Source organism: Bizionia argentinensis JUB59, from assembly GCF_000224335.1.
GTDB lineage: Bacteria > Bacteroidota > Bacteroidia > Flavobacteriales > Flavobacteriaceae > Algorimicrobium > Algorimicrobium argentinense.
The window spans coordinates 1-21,974 of the sequence record NZ_AFXZ01000006.1; the positions used below are offsets into that span (position 1 = coordinate 1).

21 protein-coding genes and 1 pseudogene are annotated in these 21,974 nt (G+C 33.2%); 20 read left to right on the forward strand and 2 right to left on the reverse strand.

Annotated features, from left to right (window positions below):
• Positions 1-147 precede the first annotated feature (147 nt).
• From BZARG_RS02795 to BZARG_RS02850, 12 genes are all read left to right on the forward strand, one after another.
• Positions 148-456, forward strand: coding sequence for an ArsR/SmtB family transcription factor (locus BZARG_RS02795; protein ID WP_008635243.1), 309 nt, complete (start codon positions 148-150; stop codon positions 454-456).
• Positions 457-505: 49 nt separating this feature from the next.
• Positions 506-979: a DUF6428 family protein gene (locus BZARG_RS02800; protein ID WP_008635241.1), complete on the forward strand. Its 474-nt coding sequence runs from the start codon at positions 506-508 to the stop codon at positions 977-979.
• A gap of 38 nt (positions 980-1,017) precedes the next feature.
• Complete coding sequence (locus BZARG_RS02805) at positions 1,018-1,626, forward strand: arsenate-mycothiol transferase ArsC (RefSeq protein WP_008635222.1); 609 nt, start codon at positions 1,018-1,020, stop codon at positions 1,624-1,626.
• Positions 1,627-1,633: 7 nt separating this feature from the next.
• Positions 1,634-2,680, forward strand: coding sequence for an ACR3 family arsenite efflux transporter (gene arsB / locus BZARG_RS02810; RefSeq protein ID WP_008635228.1), 1,047 nt, complete (start codon positions 1,634-1,636; stop codon positions 2,678-2,680).
• The gene (locus tag BZARG_RS02815; protein ID WP_237702568.1) at positions 2,661-3,713 is read left to right on the forward strand and encodes an ArsO family NAD(P)H-dependent flavin-containing monooxygenase; all 1,053 of its coding nucleotides are present in this window, start codon (positions 2,661-2,663) and stop codon (positions 3,711-3,713) included. The genes arsB and BZARG_RS02815 overlap by 20 nt, the downstream gene beginning before the upstream one ends.
• Positions 3,714-3,768: 55 nt before the next feature.
• Positions 3,769-4,533, forward strand: coding sequence for a peroxiredoxin-like family protein (locus BZARG_RS02820; protein WP_008635215.1), 765 nt, complete (start codon positions 3,769-3,771; stop codon positions 4,531-4,533).
• Positions 4,534-4,683: 150 nt separating this feature from the next.
• A complete protein-coding gene (locus BZARG_RS02825; protein ID WP_008635230.1) occupies positions 4,684-5,247 on the forward strand; it encodes a TetR/AcrR family transcriptional regulator in 564 nt (187 codons plus the stop codon).
• 69 nt (positions 5,248-5,316) lie between these two features.
• Entirely contained in the window at positions 5,317-5,865 is a 549-nt protein-coding gene (locus tag BZARG_RS02830) for a carboxymuconolactone decarboxylase family protein (RefSeq protein ID WP_008635247.1), read from the forward strand.
• A gap of 84 nt (positions 5,866-5,949) precedes the next feature.
• Positions 5,950-6,264 (forward strand): EthD family reductase, encoded by a 315-nt coding sequence (locus tag BZARG_RS02835; protein WP_040287949.1) that lies wholly within the window; start codon positions 5,950-5,952, stop codon positions 6,262-6,264.
• 26 nt (positions 6,265-6,290) lie between these two features.
• Positions 6,291-6,959 carry a hypothetical protein gene (locus BZARG_RS02840; RefSeq protein WP_008635218.1) on the forward strand — a complete coding sequence of 223 codons (669 nt, stop codon included), beginning with the start codon at positions 6,291-6,293 and terminating at the stop codon, positions 6,957-6,959.
• A 37-nt stretch (positions 6,960-6,996) separates the two neighbouring features.
• Positions 6,997-7,653, forward strand: coding sequence for a DsbA family oxidoreductase (locus tag BZARG_RS02845; protein WP_008635237.1), 657 nt, complete (start codon positions 6,997-6,999; stop codon positions 7,651-7,653).
• A 158-nt stretch (positions 7,654-7,811) separates the two neighbouring features.
• Positions 7,812-8,564, forward strand: coding sequence for a haloacid dehalogenase type II (locus BZARG_RS02850; protein ID WP_008635248.1), 753 nt, complete (start codon positions 7,812-7,814; stop codon positions 8,562-8,564).
• 763 nt (positions 8,565-9,327) lie between these two features.
• On the opposite strand, the pseudogene BZARG_RS02855 reads toward BZARG_RS02850, so the two are convergent.
• A pseudogene (locus tag BZARG_RS02855) lies at positions 9,328-9,657 on the reverse strand (IS1182 family transposase); the annotation flags it as partial.
• Positions 9,658-10,126: 469 nt separating this feature from the next.
• Between BZARG_RS02855 and BZARG_RS02860 the strand changes: the two are divergent.
• Positions 10,127-10,510, forward strand: coding sequence for a cupredoxin domain-containing protein (locus BZARG_RS02860; protein ID WP_008635236.1), 384 nt, complete (start codon positions 10,127-10,129; stop codon positions 10,508-10,510).
• A gap of 40 nt (positions 10,511-10,550) precedes the next feature.
• Here the strand turns inward: BZARG_RS02860 and BZARG_RS02865 are convergent, their stop codons facing one another.
• Entirely contained in the window at positions 10,551-11,402 is an 852-nt protein-coding gene (locus BZARG_RS02865) for an AraC family transcriptional regulator (RefSeq protein WP_008635245.1), read from the reverse strand.
• A gap of 124 nt (positions 11,403-11,526) precedes the next feature.
• Here BZARG_RS02865 and BZARG_RS02870 point away from each other — a divergent pair, with 124 nt between their 5' ends.
• From BZARG_RS02870 to xerA, 7 genes are all read left to right on the forward strand, one after another.
• The gene (locus BZARG_RS02870) at positions 11,527-11,922 is read left to right on the forward strand and encodes a DoxX family membrane protein (protein ID WP_008635220.1); all 396 of its coding nucleotides are present in this window, start codon (positions 11,527-11,529) and stop codon (positions 11,920-11,922) included.
• A 774-nt stretch (positions 11,923-12,696) separates the two neighbouring features.
• Entirely contained in the window at positions 12,697-13,326 is a 630-nt protein-coding gene (locus tag BZARG_RS02875; RefSeq protein WP_008635239.1) for an FEKKY domain-containing protein, read from the forward strand.
• A gap of 428 nt (positions 13,327-13,754) precedes the next feature.
• The gene (locus tag BZARG_RS02880) at positions 13,755-14,243 is read left to right on the forward strand and encodes an azurin (protein WP_008635219.1); all 489 of its coding nucleotides are present in this window, start codon (positions 13,755-13,757) and stop codon (positions 14,241-14,243) included.
• Between the two features lie 417 nt (positions 14,244-14,660).
• Positions 14,661-15,299 carry a PAQR family membrane homeostasis protein TrhA gene (trhA, locus tag BZARG_RS02885; RefSeq protein ID WP_008635224.1) on the forward strand — a complete coding sequence of 213 codons (639 nt, stop codon included), beginning with the start codon at positions 14,661-14,663 and terminating at the stop codon, positions 15,297-15,299.
• A gap of 313 nt (positions 15,300-15,612) precedes the next feature.
• On the forward strand, positions 15,613-16,242 hold the full coding sequence (locus BZARG_RS02890; RefSeq protein WP_008635221.1) for an SGNH/GDSL hydrolase family protein: 630 nt from the start codon (positions 15,613-15,615) through the stop codon (positions 16,240-16,242).
• A gap of 926 nt (positions 16,243-17,168) precedes the next feature.
• On the forward strand, positions 17,169-19,520 hold the full coding sequence (locus BZARG_RS02900; RefSeq protein ID WP_040287952.1) for a S9 family peptidase: 2,352 nt from the start codon (positions 17,169-17,171) through the stop codon (positions 19,518-19,520).
• Positions 19,521-20,800: 1,280 nt separating this feature from the next.
• Positions 20,801-21,931, forward strand: a complete 1,131-nt coding sequence (gene xerA, locus BZARG_RS02915) for a site-specific tyrosine recombinase/integron integrase (RefSeq protein ID WP_008635216.1) — start codon at positions 20,801-20,803, stop codon at positions 21,929-21,931.
• Positions 21,932-21,974 lie beyond the last annotated feature (43 nt).

Here is a 21,974-nt window from a genome sequence, read left to right on the forward strand (position 1 = left end):
GCAAAAACTAGCCTTGCATACTGCACATTTATTCTTTTTGCAAACGCTCAATTCTAATCTGAATAAAAACAAAAGCGATATTTATTTAAAATAATTTTATTAGATCAATAAGTAATCGTAATATCGCGATTAAACGATTAAGTAATTATGTATACAAATAAACAAGAAGAAGTTGCCTTATTCGCAAAAGTCTTTGGGCACCCTGCGCGAGTGGCTATTTTACAACAACTGTTTGAAATAGACGCTTGTTATTGTGGGGATTTATCGGAAGAAATTGGACTTGCCCAATCTACCATATCCCAACATTTAAAAGAATTAAAGGCATTAGGACTAATTAAAGGCACTGTTGAAGGAGCAAAAGTCTGCTATTGTATAGACAGTGAAAACTGGATTAAAATGAAGAAAATAATGTACGAATTTTTAGACCAAGACATTCCTAAAGCAGATTGTTGCTAAAAAAAATTTAATACAATCAATCGTATAATCGCAATAAACAAATATAGATATGAAGCTATCAGAAGTTAAAAAAAACTTAAATCAACTGGACAACATCGCTTTTCAATTATCTAATGGCGAATTGGTTCCTAACCACTTTCACGTCACAGAAGTTGGCAAAATCACCAAACATTTTATCGATTGTGGTGGCACAGTTCGCAATGAGGAGGTCGTGAACTTCCAACTTTGGAATGCCGATGATTATAACCACCGCTTACATCCAGAAAAATTACTGCATATCATTGAACTTTCAGAAAAAACCTTGGGTATTGGCGATTTAGATATTGAAGTGGAATACCAAGGAAATACCATTGGGAAATTCGGATTGGACTTTGACGAGAAAAACTTTCTTTTAACCAATAAAGAGACCGATTGTTTGGCAAAAGATAAATGCGGAATTCCCGAAGAAAAATTAAAACCACAATTAACTGCAGTTGGAACACAAGAGGAATCTGCTTGTACTCCAGGCGGTAGCTGTTGTTAAATAACACCTTCAGAAAAATGACTTCAAAACAACCAAAGATGTTTTCAGAAATTGAAATGAGTATTAAAGCCTTAAAACCAGAAACGATTTCGGACGAACGTAAAGCTATTTTACAGCCCTTAACGGATTTTATTCAGCTAAAAGTTTCAAAGAATCAATCGGTTAATATCAATTTTATCTGTACTCACAATTCACGAAGAAGTCATTTTTCGCAAGTTTGGGGACAAACAATGGCTAATTTCTTCAACATTAAAAATGTGTTTTGTTATTCAGGAGGAACAGAGACTAATGCACTTTTTCCAATGGTTACAGAAACTTTGCGAAATTCAGGTTTTCAGATAAAAATGATTTCAAAAAACGAGAATCCCATTTACAGTATTAAATTTTCTGAAAATGACCATCCAATAATCGGATTTTCAAAAAAGTTTGATGACGATTTCAACCCGAAATCTGAATTTGCTGCAGTAATGACTTGTTCACAAGCAGATGGTGGTTGTCCATTTATTTCAGGTGCCGAAAAACGTATTGCAATCACTTTTGAAGACCCAAAAATATTCGACAATACGCCACAACAAGCAGCAAAATATCAGGAAAGAAGTCTGCAAATTGCAACCGAATTACTTTACGTTTTCTCTCAAATAAAATGACCACAATATGGCTTCAGAAAAATTAAGTTTTCTCAATTCTTACCTAACCCTTTGGATATTCATCGCTATGCTTTTAGGCGTAGGCATTGGATATTTTTTCCCATCCTTTCCCAGTATTATCGATTCGTTTAGTAGCGGAACTACAAACATTCCGATAGTCATAGGATTGATTTTAATGATGTATCCGCCACTGGCAAAAGTGAACTACGCACTCTTGCCTAAAGTGTTTAAGAACACCAAAATCCTCTCTGTTTCATTAATTTTGAATTGGATTATTGGCCCCGTTCTTATGTTCTTTTTGGCTATTACATTTTTGCGCGATTATCCGGAATATATGGTTGGTGTTATTTTAATTGGCTTAGCTCGTTGCATCGCAATGGTTTTGGTTTGGAACGACCTGGCCGAAGGCGATAGCGAATATGGAGCAGGTTTAGTAGCATTAAATAGTGTTTTTCAAGTTTTTGCATATAGTTTCTATGCTTGGATTTTTATTACCGTACTTCCTCCCTATTTCGGGTTTGAAGGGGCTATTATCGACATTCCTATTGCAACAGTTGCAGAAAGTGTGGCTATTTATTTAGGAATTCCGTTTTTAATGGGAATTTTTAGTCGGGTAATCTTGGTCAGGCTAAAAGGAGAAAAGTGGTACACGGAAAAATTTATTCCCACCATATCACCAATGACCCTAATCGCCTTATTGTTTACCATCGTCATTATGTTTTCGCTCAAAGGGGAATTGATTGTTGAAATACCTATAGATGTTTTAATCATCGCTGTTCCGCTGATTATTTACTTTAGTTTAATGTTCATTATCAGCTTCTTCTTTACCAAAGCAATGGGAGCTTCATATAAGAAAAACGCAGCTGTTTCCTTTACAGCAGCAGGCAATAACTTTGAGTTGGCCATTGCTGTTGCTATAGCAGTTTTTGGGCTAAATTCTGGGCAGGCATTTGCAGGAGTAATTGGTCCATTGGTTGAAGTGCCTGTCCTCATTTTATTGGTTCGGGTTTCTTTTTGGTTAAGAAAAAAATATTATGCAAATGAAAGTATATGACGTTATTATAATCGGTGGCGGACAAGCAGGATTGTCTGTGGCTTATTTTTTAAGAAGAAGTGCTTTGGAATATCTGATTTTGGACGATCATAAAGAAGCTGGAGGAGCTTGGTTGGAAACTTGGGATGATTTAAAATTATTCTCTCCTAGCGAATATAGTTCCTTATCGGGTTGGGCGATGCCTAAAAGCAATGAAGAATATCCTACCAAAGCGGAATTCATAAAATACTTATCGGCTTATGAAAACCGTTATGACTTTCCTATTCAAAGACCAGTTAAGGTTTTTCAAGTGGAGAAAGAAAATGGACTTTTCATAACCAAAACAGATAAGGGTGATTTTTATTCGAAAACCTTAGTAAGTGCAACAGGCACCGCAAACAAACCTTTTATTCCGAAATATCCGAACGCTACTCACTTTTCTGGAACGCAAATTCATTCCGTCAATTACAGCAATTCCGACAAGTTTAAAGACAAAAATGTTCTTATTGTTGGCGGAGGGAATTCTGGCGCACAAATATTAGCAGAAGTGTCCAAAGTAGCCCATACCAAATGGGTGACTTCAAATGAACCTACTTTTCTTCCTAATGATATCGACGGGCGTTACCTATTCAACGAAGCCACTCTAAAATATTTAGGAAAAACGATTAAGCATTCCAAAGACCATAGTGTTTCCTTGGCTAATATTGTTATGGTGAAAAGTGTAAAAGAAGCCCGAAGCAGAGATGTGTTAAACGCCGTTCGTCCTTTCAAAGAGTTTTATGAACACGGAGTAATTTGGAACGACGGTACGAAGGAGCAATTTGACGCTGTGATTTGGTGCACGGGTTTTCGAGCTAACCTAAATCATTTGGAATCCTTAAACCTTACTGAAAACAACAAAATAAATACGGAAGGTACACGTTCAATAAAAGAATCCAATTTATGGCTTGTTGGCTATGGCAATTGGACAGGGTTTGCGTCTGCCACAATTTACGGTGTGGGTAAAACGGCTCGGGAAACCGTTAAGGAGATTACCGCTCTATTAAAAAGGTAGTATTTTTTTTTATGTATATTCGACCCTTATCACTATTAAAAAAACATAAATAAATATGAGAATTAAAGTATTAACTGCCATTTTTGCTAGTTGTCTGATCGTATCTTGCCATAATGGAAAACAAACACAACAAGAAGAGAATAACGATAAAGCACAGGATATGAAAAAAGAAAAGTCTACTTCACTGAAATCAAAACTGGAAGATAAAAAAACGAACTTTACACTAAAAGCAGACGATACTAAAAAAAGAGCGTACCGAGAAGGTATTGAATCTGTAGAAAAAAGCGGCATCGTAAAATCTGCGAAACAAATTGGAGATAAAGCCCCAGATTTCACTCTAAACAATGCTTTGGGCGAACCTGTTAGTTTATCTGAATATTTAAAAGAAGGAAAAGTTGTTTTAACTTGGTATCGCGGCGGATGGTGTCCTTATTGCAATTTGACTCTGAATGCATTACAAGAAGAATTATCAAATTTTAAAGCACAAGGCGCTAATTTAATCGCTTTAACCCCTGAATTGCCCGATGAATCCATTAGCACTTCAGAAAAAAACGACTTAGCTTTTGAAGTTTTAAGTGATGTTGGGAATAAAATTGCCAAGGAATATGGAATCGTATTTGAGCTGACTGATGAAGTCGCGGGAATGTACAACCAATCTTTTGAGTTAAATGCTCATAATGGCGATGCATCTAATCAACTGCCCTTGGCAGCAACGTATATCATTGACCAAAATGGCGAAATAATTTACGCTTTTTTAGATGCAGACTATCGCAACAGAGCAGAGCCTTCAGAATTAACAAGCTTCTTAAAAAACCACTAGAAACTTAAGTAGATACTAGACTTCACTTCGAATCTTACCAAGTAGTGAAGCTTATATCAATTTCCGCAATACTTCTTCAAATTAAAAAGAAAAGTTAAATAGTTGCATATTACTAACCATTCGTTTAGTTTTGTGCTGTAGTTAGAAATAATGGCAAGAAAAAAAGAATATATAGAAGAGGAAGTTGTTGAAAAAGCAATGCATTTGTTTTGGCAAAAGGGTTATGAAGGGACTTCTATGCAAATGCTTGAAAAGGAAATGGGCATCAATAAGTTTTCTATATACTCAAGTTTTGGGAGCAAACACGGTTTGTTTCTGGAAAGCTTAAAGCAATACAAACGTAAAGTGAATGGTCTTTTAGAAACCTTCAGAAAAGGCACAAATGGTGTTGCTGATATTAAACAGTTTTTTTATGATTCTGTAAGTTCAAATTTTAAAGACGATAATTTAAAAGGATGTTTTTTAACAAATACCTATAACGAGTTTTCTGAAAAAGAAGATGAATTAATTCAAGAACAAATGAATGCTTTTATGCATAATTTAAAATCCATCATCATAGAAAAATTACAAATAGATACATCTAAAGATGAACAAACCATAATTAAGCAAGCCAATTATTTGTTATTAGCAAAACACGGTTTAGCTGCCGCAGCACGCGTTAACACCAAACAAGAAATTGAAGATTATATTGAAATGACCTTTAAAAATTTATAAACATTTTTTTTACACCATAACTAAACAGACGTTTAGTTATAATTAACATAAACTATAATAATAAAAACTATGACAACATTAAAAATTCACAACATCGAAACAGCGCCGGAAGGAAGCAAAACTTTATTAGAGCAATCTCAAAAAGCGTATGGGATGATTCCAGGATTACACGGGGTATTAGCAGGAGCGCCAAAAATTTTAGAGGCGTACCAAACCTTACACCAATTGTTTACAGAGTCATCACTTAACGATGAAGAATTAACCGTTGTGTGGCAAACCATCAACGTAGAACACGAATGCCATTACTGTGTCCCTGCACATACAGGAATTGCAAAAATGATGAAAGTAGACGATAACATCACAGAAGCATTGCGCAACCAAACACCATTGGAAAACGCAAAATTAGAAGCCTTAAGAACAATGACATTAAGCATCGTTCGTAATCGCGGAAACGTGTCGCAAGAAGATTTAGATGCGTTTTATGCAGCGGGTTATGGCGAAGCACAAGTGTTGGAAATCATCTTGGGATTGTCTCAAAAAACAATTAGTAATTATGTAAACCATATTGCAAACACCCCTGTGGATGAGGGTTTCCAAAAATTTGCTTGGAAAAAATAGAAATGTAGTCTCATAAACTAATGGTTAATAGTTGTAAACCTTCTGTTAATTTTGCAGAAGGTTTACTAATTTCATAAAAAAAGTATGATAAAAGTATCCGTAATGTATCCAAACGCTAAAGATGTACAGTTTGATGCCGAATATTACAAAAATACGCACTTGCCAATGGTTTCGAAATTAGTTGGTAGTGCTTTAAAAGATTTAGAGTTAGATTTAGGTATCGCTAGCCGAGTTCCTGGAGAACCTGCACCTTACGTAGCCATAGCTCATTTAAAATTTGATAGTATAGCCTCGTTTCAGGAGTCTTTCGGGCCTCATCAAGAAACCCTCGCCGCAGATTTGAAAAACTATAGTAACGTAAAAGCTAAACTGCAAATTAGCGAACTCATAACATTTTAAAACAGAAAATTGAAAGGTAATTTAGGATGATGGAAGTTAAAAACGAAACAATAAAACAACTAGCAGAAAAGAGCTTCAATACAGTTTTTAGAACGACCACGGAAGCGCCTGGTTTTATGCATCTTGTTTTTAGTGAAGAACTTACACCGTATCAATTTAGGTGCATATTGACAGATCTAAAGAAAGAATTATCGGCTCTCACGGTCTCAAAATTCAATAAAAAGCTAGACTATCATTGGTTAGTTCGTTTTGATCAGCAGGAAAACACCCCTTTTCACGTCGATAATGCAGCAGATCAATCTATATTGATGTTAGGGTACGAACCTAGTGAGATTAAAAGTGAATTGCAGATTGCAGATTACCACGCTTACGCCGAAACCTATAAAACACCTGAAGATTATTACAGTACATTTTCACCTGTTTTTAAAGCGGAAGACGATTTATTAAAACCTTTCACTTCTAAAATAAGTACTGCTAACAAGAATAAATATTCCATTGTTATACTGAATAATAGCAGCCCAAAACCGAATGTAGATACTTTAGGTGTTTTTCATAAAGCACGTATTCTAAATAAAGATTTAAGTAAAAGCAGAATTGTTAATTCTATGGTTTTAAATGTTGTTGAAGCAGATAAAATCACTGAATATGAAATAAAAGAAAACCGCTTTCTAAACAATAATCTAATTAGTAAATAACACGTTTATTGTTGTAGAAATAATAAAAGATAAAATTATGACTGATAAATTAAAAATTGATATTGTTTCAGATGTTGTATGTCCTTGGTGTACCATTGGCTACAAACGCTTGGAAAAAGCCATTTCAGAATTGGGAATCGAAGACCAAGTAGAAATAGAATGGCAACCCTTTGAGCTCAATCCAAATATGCCAGCCGAAGGTCAAAACGTCATCGAGCATATTTCAGAAAAATACGGTTCGACTTTAGACCAACAAAAACAATCGCAACAGCAAATGATGGAAGCTGGTGCAGAATTAGGTTTTAAATTCGATTATTTTGACGAAATGCGTATGGCAAACACCTTTGACGCCCACATTTTATTGGAATATGCTAAAGATTTCAACAAGCAAACCCAATTAAAAATGGCATTGACTAAAGCCTTTTTCAGCGACAGAAAAGATGTGTCTAAAAGAGTCATTTTAAAAGAAGCTCTTTTAAGCGTTGGCTTAAATGCCGAAGATGGATTAGCCAGATTAGACAATGAAGAGGCCCAAAACGAAGTACGCACAAAACAAGAGTATTGGAGAAATTTAGGTGTTAACTCGGTACCAACCATGGTGTTTAACAGAAAAAGTGCCGTAACAGGCGCACAACCCGTAGATACTTTTAAGCAAGTATTAACGGAGTTATTAAACGAACAACAATCAACTTGATTCTCCCTTTATTTTTTTTGCTAAATACTTGAATTACAATTCAAACAGTAGTTGCGCGGATCCGTTAAGTTTAATCAACTCTTTTCAGTTAAAAAATTTTAGAAAAACCAAACAATAATGAAAAGTAACAGAAGAAAATTTATAAAAAACTAGGTTTAATGGGAACAACAGGACTACTCGTGCCAAATCTAGTATTAGGAAATTCACCAGAAAACACAACTATAATGACAAATAAAACAAGACCGAAAGTAATATTTTTTGATGTTAATGAAACCTTGCTGGATCTTACCGATATGAAACAAGTGATTAGTCTAGCTTTAAATGGCAGAGAAGATTTACTGTCCTTATGGTTTACAGCGATGTTACAATATTCTTTGGTAACCACAGCAAGTGGACAATACGAGCATTTTGGAAATATTGGCGCAGCAGCTTTACAAATGGTAGCCGCAAACAATGGTATAGAAATGTCTGAAGACGATGCCCGCAAAACAGTGGTGAATTCGTTACGTGGCTTACCAGCGCATCCAGAAGTAAAAGAAGCTTTAGCGCAATTAAAAAGTGATGGATACACTTTAGTTTCCTTCACAAATTCATCAAACGAAGGCGTAAAAAAGCAATTTGAAAGCGCAGGTTTAACCGAGTATTTTGATGAACGTTTAAGCGTTGAAGACGTTGGAAAATTCAAGCCCTTTAGAGAAACCTATGAATGGGCAACACGTAAAATGGGAATACAACCTAATGAAGCAATGCTAGTTGCGGCTCACGGATGGGATGTAGCTGGTGCACTATGGGCCGGATGGAGAGCGGCATTTATAAACAGACCGGGACAACAAATATTCCCATTAGCACCGCAGACAGAAATTAATGAAATAGACCTGAAAAAAATTGCTAGTATATTGGTTAAGTATTGATATTTAACTGTATATGTGTTTTATATTATTAGAGACAGCAGGGTTTGTATAGCGTTAAACCAGTTTTTTAGACAAGAATTGTACTGTCATACCAAACACGTTAAAATCAAACCTTTTTGGAACCCTAATAAGTAAAGACTTGAATTGAACCGTGTGAGCCTCAAATGGTATAAATTAATGCCCGTTGCCAATAAAGATGATATAAAAAATAGGCGATTTAGTGCTGTGTTTAACCCGTGTGACTAGCATCAAACTTTTTCTAAGATCGAAAGTTTCGTGATTCGTAATCGTCTACTTGCGACAAACGACAGAATAATAAATAAAAGCAGAACTCGAAATAAAAGATCAAACTGAATTCAGTGAACATTTGAATTCTGACCATTTCAAAGCGTTTATGATAAAGGAAATCTTTGATTTTGTTAATGGATATGAATGTGAAAAATATAAAGCCAGTTGCCAGCAAAATACTGCGGTAAAAACCTATATCACTACGAATGGACAAGTCAAACCAACTAAATTTAAGGCTCATTTTTTCACTTTCCCACTTCTTTCAATCCCCTTATAGCTGGCAACTATATTTCAGGACAAAGCATTCAAAATAATCATTTTTAAAAACATTCCCGATATAGAATTTAAAAGCGCTCAAAAAGATAAAGAAATTGAGTTTCTAAACTTATCGGCACTCTTTGTAAGAATTAAAAAAGAACCCACTCATAACCCGCGAAAACTTCATCGATTAAATTCCTATACCCTATTGGTTGTCACTAATGCGTGCATCTGGGTCTGTAGGACTGTAATGGGTTTTATTGCTTGTGTATTTACTGCCTTTATTTTCTTTGCTTTTTCGTAATGGGTTTTCTTTATCCATCGCACTAATATGCCGTATTTTATGTAAATGTGTGGCAAGATCTTTCTCTGGCACTTTAAGTTCCAGTCTGTACATCGAGACGTTGGCTTTTATAGGCGCAGAGTCTATGGCTTGCGTATGCCCGCTCACCATACCTTTTTCAATACACATGTGCAGTACATTGGCGAAAAATTCTTCAAATATATTCTCTGGAAAGAGTTGGCGTGTTCGACTAATGGTAGAATGTCAAGGTAATTCTCTTGATATATAAATTCTTATTGATTATTAACAAGTTAATGATTTCTATTGCAGACTTATAACTATTGCTGAGTCTGTGCTCAACTGGAAAATCCATACAGAATTTTCACGTAGAATTATACTTGGAATGGTTCATTCTTTAATACGCTACCGTCCATACACAAAAACGTTAAGTGCAAGGCTAAAAAAAGCAACTCACGAAAGGCAGAATTGTTTTTTTTCAAAACGCGCCACCAACTTCTTAAAAAAACAAAAGAGCTTTTTGCCAACGCATCATCGAAATTGAATATTTTGACTCATTAACTAACTTTTTTAATCAATAATAATAATCACGCTCGGGAACAATATATAAACTTATGGGATAAAGATATAATATGATGTTTCTCAAAAAACCAAATCTTTGTAGTGTTCAAAAGAACATAACAAACAAATTATTTGAAAATAAAAATAAATTTTTATGAAAGCAATTACAACAGTCCTATTAATGAGCCTTTTTGTCCTTAGTTCTTGTGGTCAAGACAAAAATGAAGGCAAAGAAAACGGTGTACAAACCATTTCTTTAGAACAAACAGATGGTGAGTTTAAACAAAAAACATTAACCCTAAAAGAAGGTACTTATGTTTTTGAAATCGCAAATAAAGATGTAGCCCACGAAGTAGGTTTCGTGCTTGCTCCAAAGGGAAATACTAATGAAGCAAACCACATAAAAGCAGCTTATGTAACTGAACCTGTGAAAACGGGAAGCACTTCAAAAACAAAGGAAGTGACTTTAAAAAAAGGCGAATATGTTTACTTCTGCCCATTGAACCCAACACCAGAATACACACTTTTAGTAAATTAAGTTTATAAAACTTTTCTTTGTTAAACCGTCTAAAAATAATTTAGACGGTTTTTCTTTTCTCTGGATTGCTCTCTCTAAATTCTACAGGTGGCAAATCACAATGTGATTTAAAGAATTTTGAGAAATGCCCCCCTTCTTTATATCCTAATTCGTAAGAAATCTGCTCTGCTGTTTTATCTGAAAATAACAACAACCGTTTTGCCTCTAATATTATACGTTCATTAATTACGGTCAACGGCGAAGGATAACCAGCTTTATTAAAAACATTTGAAATAGTCTTGGGCGACTTGAACAATAGTTCAGCATAATCTGTTACTTTATGCTTTTCCCTAAAATGTTGCTCTACGAGAATATGGAATTTTCGCAACAATTCCATTTGAGAGCTTGGTAAATCTTGTATGCCTTGGATATCTCTAACCAATCGGGTTGATTTAATAAGTAAGCGCTTCAACATTACACGTAGCATTTCCCCTTGGATATGATCACACGTTTCAAATTCTTCTTGAAAAACTGAAAAAATTGTTTCAAAACTTTTTACCTCTTTTTCAGAAAGCGTAATTACAGGTGGTTGTGAAGAACCAAAGAACAACATTCCATTACAAGAAACCTCGTGGTCGTGATCTCTAATGCAGTAAAATTCTCGGTTAAAAGCGATGGCTATAATTCCAGATTTCTTTGGGATATCAAGAATATTTAAAGTAGTGCTAAAAAGGATTTGGTGCTTTTTTAAAAGAAAACTGTAACCATCCACTGTAATGGAACAGTCATTTTCTCTAGCCCAAATTATTTTATACAATCCTTTGTTTTCCAGTAATTGTTGCGCTGGCGCACAATTAAAGTTGGTCAAAATAAATGAGCTGTCTTCGATGATACCTTGATATTCTAATTTCATATTGTAAATTAACGAAATTTTAAACAAAATATCGGTGTTATATACAATATGCTGGGAATTATCTATAGAGACTAAACTACAGACCAATACTATCTTTGTATGGTAACATTTAAACTACATAAATATGAAAACAAGAATAGGAAATTTAATTATCCGAATAGGATTTGCACTACTTTTTATTTGGGGTGGATTGGAAAAATTTATTGAAGGCTTTTTGGGTGGCGTTGGTTTGCAGAATATGGCAGACTTCTTAAAAGAAAGCGGACTTGCCTTTCTAGGCGATACAGGAACTTATGCACTTGGAGCATTATTGGCATTACTTGAGCTTATTGCGGGTATTTTATTGCTAATTAACAAACAAACTTTTTTTGCATATACTTTTCTGGCATTCGTAATGCTTATGGCTTTAGTATTAGTTCATATTCCATCTGGAAATTGGATGAATATTATGATACACGTCGCATTAACTACAACACTTGCTGGTCTTGCAATGCAAGAAAAACAAAGCGTTACAATTTAAACTATATCAGTAATTATAAAAAGAATAAATTATGAATAATACAAAACAGAAAATACATTCATAGTATTTTAGAAAATGAGGCTTTATTGAAGCAAATAAAAAAGCCTAAAATAGGAAAAGAAGCTTGTTTGACTGCCAAACACGATTTAATTAATAATCATTTAGAAGAATTTATTCGCAATGAAATTTGAGATTATGCGATTCAAGGCAATCACAGTTTTTATAATGCAATAATGTCACTTACAATGAAGAATAGAAATACAATGGTTTCTGAACAATTGGTAGCAACCGAATGGAAATGTTTATAGAGAGCGTTATTTCCACATCTAGTCAAATAGTAAATTAATTCAAAAGGCAAATCCGAAGATTTGCCTTTTTTTTTGATTAAAATATGGCTTTGACAATCTTAATAGATTTAAAATTTATATTATTAAATACATATCCGCAAGCCCATTTGCTATTCGTGTCAGCCAACGCTTAAGCCAAAATAGCAAAAGAGTTTGCTAAATTTTTATAATTATTTTAAATTTGGTTAAGTCGGAATTGAACAACAGAACGCAAAAGCACTTTTGATAGGTTACTAAATTTTTAAATTTGGCTTGTGTTTAACCAAATGGTGGTCGCTTTTTTTCCGCCCTACTAATCTTATACAAGCACGCTGTAAACATTTTACCTCAACCAAAAGATGGTTTCAATAACCAAAAAAGATAGTTGCCTAAAACTGACTTGTAAGAAAACGATTAAAATTGAATATTTGAAAAACAAATAACAACGATGAAAAAAACACTATTGACTCTAATTTTAGCTTTGAACTTAATTGTTTGTAATGCGAGTGAAAAAAAAATAATTGCAGAAGTAGTTTTCGAGAACTTAACTGGCAAGGAACTAAACTCGGGTAAATTTTTTATAAGCGAAACAAATGAAAGCATTGACATTAATGACACCAAAAGTTTTAAAATAATATTGCCTAGTAAAGGTAAATATCAATTTAGGTTTGCAACAGAAGATTTTACGGCATACACCTATTATCCTGCGAGAATTACAGATAAAAAAAACACCATAACAATTCGATTAGTAGACAAAAAGACATCGGCGGTTTATGACAAGGATTTTTCTTTTCCACTGAAATTAGATACAAATCTAACCGACGAAGAAATTGAACAAAGAATTTCTGATGGAACACTCAATTTCATAATTCACGGAATAGACAACTCCATACCTAAAGAGCTTGCATATTTCAAAGAAAAATATGGAATTGGACTTATTAAGGAGAATTGTGTTATTGACCCTTTAACCTTTAAAAGAACAACTAAAAACAATCAAATTATTTCTGATTATTTAAATAAAAAATATGGAAAAGATTGGTTGAAAGAACTACCAACTAAACCATTTGGAATAAAATAAAAGCAGTTTCCAAGCGCTTTAACTCATGTAAAACTGTATGGACTGGATAAGAACGAACGAGTTTATTCCATGTTTTATACACTTTACTTTTGCGACTAATTATATGGTGAAAATTGAATTTTGTTGCTTCGAGATTACAGAGAACATGAAACCAATTACTTTTCAATTGAAATATGTTGATTTTCGATTGCATTTCAATTATTTTTTAAATTAGAAAAGCAGATTGATACAAGCCAAAAACAGTTACAGGAAATACTCATAACTGTTATATTAATGGCGCTTTAATACTAAAGTTATTATAAAACAAGACAGCAAACCCACCACTATACAGTTAAGGATTAAGACTTAACGCACAAACACCTATAAAACATTCCTGAATATTAAAAAAATGCATTATGTTTGTTTTGTTATAACTAAATTTAAAAACAATGAAGAAAATAATTTTAATTTCTCTTTTATTTTCAGCTTTAATTCTAGCTGGCTGTAGTAGCAGTGACAATAATGACGAACCTGAGTCAGTAGTAACACCAGATCCAATTTTACCTATATCTTTTACTTTGTCAAGTGATGATCAGATGAAATTTGAACAAACTGAATTTCAAGTCGTAGCCGAACAGCAAGTTTCTTTAACCTTAAGCCATATTGGTAGTATGTCAAAAAATGCTATGGGACATAATATTGTTATTTTAAAACCTGGAACAGACTTAGCCGCTTTCACCAATGAAGCAGCATCGTCTATGCAAACCGATTATATTCCAGAATCTTTTGAATCATCTATTATTGCGCACTCCAGAATGTTAGGTGGTGGTGAAAGTGCCTCCATTAATTTCAGTATCGAAACACCGGACGTTTACACATTTATATGTAGTTTCCCTGGACATTATGCTGTCATGCAAGGTACTATTACTGTAGAGTAAAAAACAACACTGCAAATTATATATAAACAAATTACACTTTATAAAAATTTCAAGATAGGCCACCGAATTTAAATTTGATGGCCTATTTTCTTGCAATCTTTTAATCATGAAATCAGGTTTCCGAATGTTAGTTAACCAAAAAACTTATCTCTCAAACTTATTTAAGATAAAACTATCCGTTATTAAATTTTATGTACCTTTATAATCATAGATTATGAAATCATGAAGAGTTCGATATAGTATATCATTCCAATAAATAATAAAATTATTATTAATATCTAAAATGAATAATCACAACTACTATCTGTGATGAAATTAAATTGCGGAATTCAATTTGTGAAAACCAGACATAATTTCCAACATTAAGTAAATTTATAAAAATATCTACCCAAAATACATAACCAAAATTCTAATTTAATGCGCGCTCCAAACCCCAATTTAAAAATCCAGCAAGAACTTGTTAACAGCATTATACATGGCTTCGGAATAATTTTCGGTATAGTAGGCATTCCAATCCTGATTGCATTCGCTATAAAAAGCGATAATACACCGGGTGTTATAGGTGCGGCAATTTATGGATTTTGCTTTTTACAACTTTTCACGTCTTCTACACTCTACCATGGTTTTCAGCATGCCGAGGCTAAACGGGTTTTCGAAATCCTAGATCATATTAGTATTTACTTCTTAATATCTGGGACGTACACACCATTTTTATTGATTTACATGAACAATGCTTTTGGTATTACATTGTTAACTGTTCTTTGGAGTCTAACCGCCATTGGAATTATTTTTAAGATATTTTTTACCGGCAAATGGAATATTATATCTACGCTCGCTTATATAGCAATGGGAGGAATTATGTTGGTTGGTGGGCGCACTTTCTTTAGTGCTATACCGATTGGGGTTATGGCAATGATTCTCATCGGAAGTGTTTTATACCTTTTGGGCGTCATCTTTTATCTATGGGAAAAATATCCTTATAACCATGCCGTGTGGCATTTCTTTGTTCTGGCAGCTGCCGTTTGTCATTATGTGGCAATTCTAATGGCGGTTTAAATGGGGTTTTATGGCCAGAAAATGTTCAGTACAAATTTAAATGTTCTTTTTATTTTACATTTAGGGAAAATTAGTGCTGTAGATTGTTCCTTAAGTATAGCAATAAAAGCCCTAAGCTTTTAAGTCTTCCATAACTCTCTAAACTTTAGGCTGTTTTAACCACTAACTTAAAACGTGCTTAAAAAAAGCTTACTTTAGTACCTAGTCAAAAGTAAAAGTGCGTATTTTTTCTCTGAATTTTTTATGAAAATTCCCGGACACAAATTCGCACTTTTCCTAAACAAATCCGTTGGCGACATTTTAAACTTAAAATATGCAAAAATTATTTCTTTTATTTATTACATTACTAATTGCCCATTCTAATTTATATAGTCAACAAGAAATATCAAGTAAAAATACTAAAACAGAATTTAGTGTTTTATTTATAGGCAACAGCCTTACTTTCACTAATAGTTTACCACAACTTGTTGCGGAAAATGCAAAGTTAAAAGGAATAGAAGTACATACAGAATTGATTGCGCTACCCAACTACTCCATTGAAGACCATTGGAATGATGGAAAAGCCCAAGTACTAATTTCAAATAAAAAATATGACTTTGTAATTCTTCAGCAGGGACCTTCATCGCAAAGTAATGGACGAAAAATGCTGATTAAATACGGGAAAAAATACAGTAAATTATGTAAATTAAACGAATCCAAACTATGCTACTTTATGGTTTGGCCTTCTTTAAGCTATTATCATACGTTTGATAATGTTATAAAAAACTATAAAGATGCCGCATCAATAAATAATTCAATTTTGTTACCAGTTGGCGAAATTTGGAAAGATTATGTGGATTCCACTGAAGAGAACGACTATTACAGCTCCGATGGGTTTCATCCATCTGTAAAAGGTAGCCAGATTGCAGCAAAAGTGATAGTTGAACATTTGTTTCAAGAATAAAACTAAAGCATAAATGCATTTAGACTTAAATTTAAAGTCGAGGCTATAAATGTATAGATCAGTCAGTATTTGAGATATGATTTTTTGTTAATGGGCACATAGCAAATATGAATTTACATTATATTTATGACTTAAATTCGAGAATATGAAAGATATATTTAGAGCGCTCCTTGCTGGTTGGGGAGCAAAAAAAATAGGTGGCGGTAAGTGCGGCTGCATAGGTACAATTATCCTCTTTATTATTATCTATGTCTTGTTGGGCCCTGTATTCAATTTGATATAAACTTAAGCCCTTTTCAAGTTAATCAAAACGGCAGGATAGACTATAGAAACTAAACCAATTGGTAAAATTAATAAATTGTAGGAATGCGCCATAAATAGATTCTGGAAATGATTGATATTACAATAGTGAAAACTATTAATCACTGTCTCTTCCAAAATTCAATAACATTCCAAACGAAGTAGCTTAAAAAGAGTTATCTAATGATTATTTATAGAGCGAATCATAACAGAGTGCTTCAATTAGCAATAAGATTTTAGTATACCACAATTCCATATAGATTTCAGAATTATAGAGCGGTTAATAAATAAAGTAAATTATCCGAACTTTGAAGGTTAAGACTATCATTAAGTGACCAGATTTGATCTAGATTTTGGGTTTTTTTTGTGTTTATTTTGGTAATGAAAATTTAAATTAGACATAAAAAAAATAGTTATACGTAACCAAAACAATTGACTTTTTATTATCATTAATTGAAAGGCAGGTGTACATTATTCTCTCATACAACATCCGCTTCTTTTCCATTCACTTTCACACATATACAAAGGGATGTTTTTTAAATTAAAAAGAATTCTAAAATTCATCTTTAAACCTTTAAATTAGTGGCAAAATAAACCATTTACAGCAACATTAACTCTAGTTTAAAATGAAACAACTTGTCCTATGGCTCCTTTTATTAGCCACCACAATGAGCTTTGCTCAAAGTATCAATAAATCAAAACTTACCATCGACCAAATAATGCTTGGTGCAGACTTTGTTGGGTATTCCCCATCTCGTATAAATTGGTCAGATGACAGCCAAGACATTTTTTTTAACTGGACCCCAAATAAAGACACGTTAAGTTCGTCATACAAAGTAAATGTAAAATCAAAAGCTATTAGCAAACGCACTTTTTCTGAACTTAAGAATAGTTCTGGCTTTGGCGAGTACACAAAGGATTACAAATGGAAAGTATATTCAAAAAGCGGTGACTTATACCTAATGGATATGTCTAATTATAGTGTTAAACAAATAACAAAAACTGAAGCTAGAGAGTCAAGTCCTCAATTTTCGGGAGACGAAAGCTCTATTGTTTATCATTTAGATGGCAACTTATTTAAGTGGGATATTAAAAGCGGATTTACACAACAACTCACCAACTTTAAAAAAGGTTCGAAAAAATCTGATAGCGAACAAACAACTCAAGACCAATGGCTAAAAGAGGATCAGCTAACACAATTTAACGTCCTTACCAAACGAAAAAATGAAGGTGATGCTCGCCAATACAGGAATGAACAAACTAAAATAGAGGGTTTAGAACCCATATATACTGGAAGTAAAATACTATTTGGAATGAATGTTTCTCCAGATTTAAACTATGTTGTTTATAGTTTATATGAATCTGCAAAAGGCAGAAATACTATTGTACCAGATTTCGTTACAGAAAGTGGCTATACAACCGATTTAAATACACGTTCTAAAGTTGGTAGTAAACAAGCTACTTCAGAGTCTTGGATTTTAAATTTAAAAACTGGAGATACATATCAAATTAAAGCAGATGAACTGGAAGGTATTTTTAACAAACCTAAATACAGGGAAGATTATGTAACAAAAGACTCTGTATTCAATCCACTTTATAAATCACCTAGAAATGTAAGTATTGGCTCTCCTCTTTTTTCTGACGACAGTAAGGCTGTTGTAAGTATTACTTCACAAGATAATAAAGACCGTTGGATTTTGACTTTAGATCTTGCTAACGGAAGTTTAAAACAAATTGATAGACAACATGATGCCGCATGGATTGGTGGACCAGAAATTCGTTGGGGTGGAATGGGCTGGATCGATAATAACAACATCTGGTTTAAATCTGAAAAAACAGGATATTCACATATTTATACTGCCAACGTTAACACCGGAAAAGTAAAAGCATTAACATCTGGAAATTTCGAAATTTTAAACACTGAATTATCGAAAGATAAAAATACATTTTTCATAACAAGTAATAAAGTGAGTCCTCACGAACATCACTTTTATCATTTACCTGTTAAAGGAGGAAAAATGACGCAGATTACATCACAAAAAGGAGGACATGAGGTCACTATTTCCCCAGACGAAAAGCAATTAGCTATTCGTTATTCTTATACCAATAAACCTTGGGAATTATATGTTATGCCAAATAAAGCTGCTGCTAAAATGGAGCAGCTTACAAACTCAACCACCAAGGAGTTTAATTCATACAAATGGATAGATTCTGAAATTATTCAATTTACCGCTAGAGATGGTGCCAAGGTTCCAGCAACGCTTTATAAGCCAAAAGCATCCAATAAAAATGGTGCAGCCGTGGTTTTCGTTCATGGTGCTGGTTATCTTCAAAATGTACATTATTGGTGGTCTTCTTACTTTAGAGAATATATGTTTCATAACTTTTTAGTTGATAATGGTTATACCGTTTTAGCCATAGACTATAGAGCAAGTGCTGGTTATGGAAGAGATTGGCGAACGTCTATTTACAGACATATGGGAGGGAAAGATTTAGACGACCATATTGATGGTGCTAAGTATTTAGTTGATCAACAAGGAATAGATAAAGATCGACTTGGCATTTATGGTGGTTCTTACGGTGGTTTTATTACATTAATGGCATTATTTAACTCGCCAGATACATTTAAAAGTGGTGCAGCATTACGATCCGTAACCGACTGGGCACATTACAATCATGGTTATACTTCAAATATTTTAAATACTCCTACTGAAGATCCGATAGCTTACAAACGAAGCTCTCCTTTGTATTTTGCTGAAGGTTTAAAGAATAATCTACTTATACTTCACGGTATGGTAGATACAAATGTACATTTTCAAGATGTTGTTCGCTTGTCTCAACGATTAATTGAACTTAAGAAAGAAAATTGGGAAATGGCTATTTTCCCTATGGAATCTCATGGTTTTATTGAAGCCTCCAGCTGGTCTGATGAATACCGCCGTATTTATAAATTATTTGAGGAAACACTTAAAGAATAATAATTATTAAAAAGAAATATTCACCTATTTATCTAAAGTAGATAAATAGATATAGAGTTGCCTATGATAGGCATGAAATTATATTTAAGTTTAACCGTTTATTCAAGTAATATAATGTCGGTTAATCTATATATGAAGACCGCGAAAAGATGAAAGCCAAAATAAACTTTTACTCATCTTGGTAAAACAAAAACTTAATCTGAGTCTGATATTGCAATGCACACCATAATGGTCATTTTGAGTGGCTACTAGTGTGCTTCCGATATGTATCCGACAATTTTTAAGTCTTGTGCGTTTTATATTTTTAATTTTTTAGAACATGATAGCTTCATTAAGGTTTTTAAGCTGGAAAATTAAAGAAAAATAAAAATCCTACTTTAACTTATATAAATCAATATCAGCATTTAAAGTTGGGAATATTTCGTAAACAAAAAATATTTGATCCTATTGTTGATTTCTGTAAATGTTTGCTTTTTTATGAAAACTGCATTGTTTTTTTTAAAATAAAATAATCCACAATGTGGCTATCTTGAGCATTACACTAAATTTGATACTAAAATTTGGGCTTCTTTTTGTTCTAGTAATTATTGAAGCGAGTTTCAGAATTATTTATACAAAAAAAAGCCAGACACTTTCGTATCTGGCTTGTTGTAGCGGGAACTGGACTCGAACCAGTGACCTTCGGGTTATGAGTCCGACCTAAACCGCTTTTTCAACACAAACACTGGGTGTTTGAGCTGCTTTATTTTGAAATCGTATGCAAAACGTATGCACTTTTTGACTTTCTGATTAGTAATTATTAAAGGCTAAATGTAGGTGTTTTTCTCATATAATCTTGCCACTTTATTAGAATAAATTTCTCGTCCTTTTTAAGGAATCCAAATTCGTAAACGAATAAATAAATATCGTTTTTGGTATTCTTCCAATAGTGTGTAAAAAAATTAGGATTGAATCCTTCCTCCAATAATATCTGAATTCTAACGGTGGCCAAACCTGATTTATTATAACTTTTAAGTATGCGCCTATTCTTCTTTAACTGATTATCTACCAAATTATAAAATCGAGGTACTTCCTCTAAAGTTTTTTTGTAGTGAAATGAACTCTTACAGTAAGAGTCACAAAACTTTTTGTCAGAGCGTCCCAATATTAATTTTTCACAAGAGAGACATAATTTAGGTTTTTCGTTATTAAACATACATAAGTGTTATTTAGACGTTTAATATACGAATAACAAACTACTACTTGATTTCAAATTGTTAGCTTTAATAAAATAAAACCAGATGAAATTCAGTCAACATATTACCATTAAGCATCTTTTAATTGATAATAGAAAGTTTATAGGTCTTCAATTTTACGCAAACAAGGCACTAGAAATACTTGTTAAAGAACTTCAAGATATTAAATGGAGTGAGGAATTCAACATGTACTATGTTCCAAACAATAAACCAAATTTAGATAGTATTTATAGTATATTTAAGGGGGTGGCTTGGATAGACTCCAAATATTTTTTCCAACATACACGCTCTAAACAATTAGATGAAACGTTTAATATTGATTGGTATAGAAAACGAGGAAAGTCTGAAAATTATAAATATTGCCCTGAATCCTATTTACAAAAGCTTGAATTAAAGAAGTATGCTAATAACACTGTAAAGTCTTATGTAACGGCATTTGAAGCATTTATTAATCATTTTTACGATAAAGAAATTGATCATCTAAACGAAAATGACATAAGAGAATATCTTCAGGTATTAACCCAAGAAAAACGCTCAAACTCCTATAATAACACTGCCATAAATAGTATAAAATTTTATTATGAAATTGTCCTTGGCATGCCCAATAGACTATATAGAATAGAACGTCCAAGAGTAAAAATGAAACTACCTGTTGTTCTTGCAAAGGAAGATATTAAAAGAATGATTAACTGCACACCAAATATAAAACACCGTTGTATTGTTAGCTTACTTTATTCAGCTGGATTGCGCAGAAGTGAACTTTTAAATCTACAAATTAGCGATATTGACAGCTCCCGAATGCTAATTCATGTAAAAGACGCTAAAGGCAACAAAGAACGATATACACTGCTATCAAAGAATACTTTAAATGATTTAAGAACTTACTACAAACAATGGAAGCCAACAAATTATCTTTTTGAAAGTCCAACTAAAGACAAATACAGCCCGAACAGTGTTGGTAAAATTGTAAAAACCGCAGCCATTAAAGCAAAAATAAGAAAGAAAGTTAGTGCACATATATTAAGGCATAGTTTTGCAACGCACTTACTGGAAGCAGGAACAGACATTCGCTACATTCAAATTTTATTAGGCCACAGTTCAACGAAAACTACAGAAATTTACACACATGTTGCAAAAAGCAGTTTTGATTCTATTAAAAATCCATTAGATTTGTAGGTGTAGATATAATAGATATATACACACCATTACACATACACAT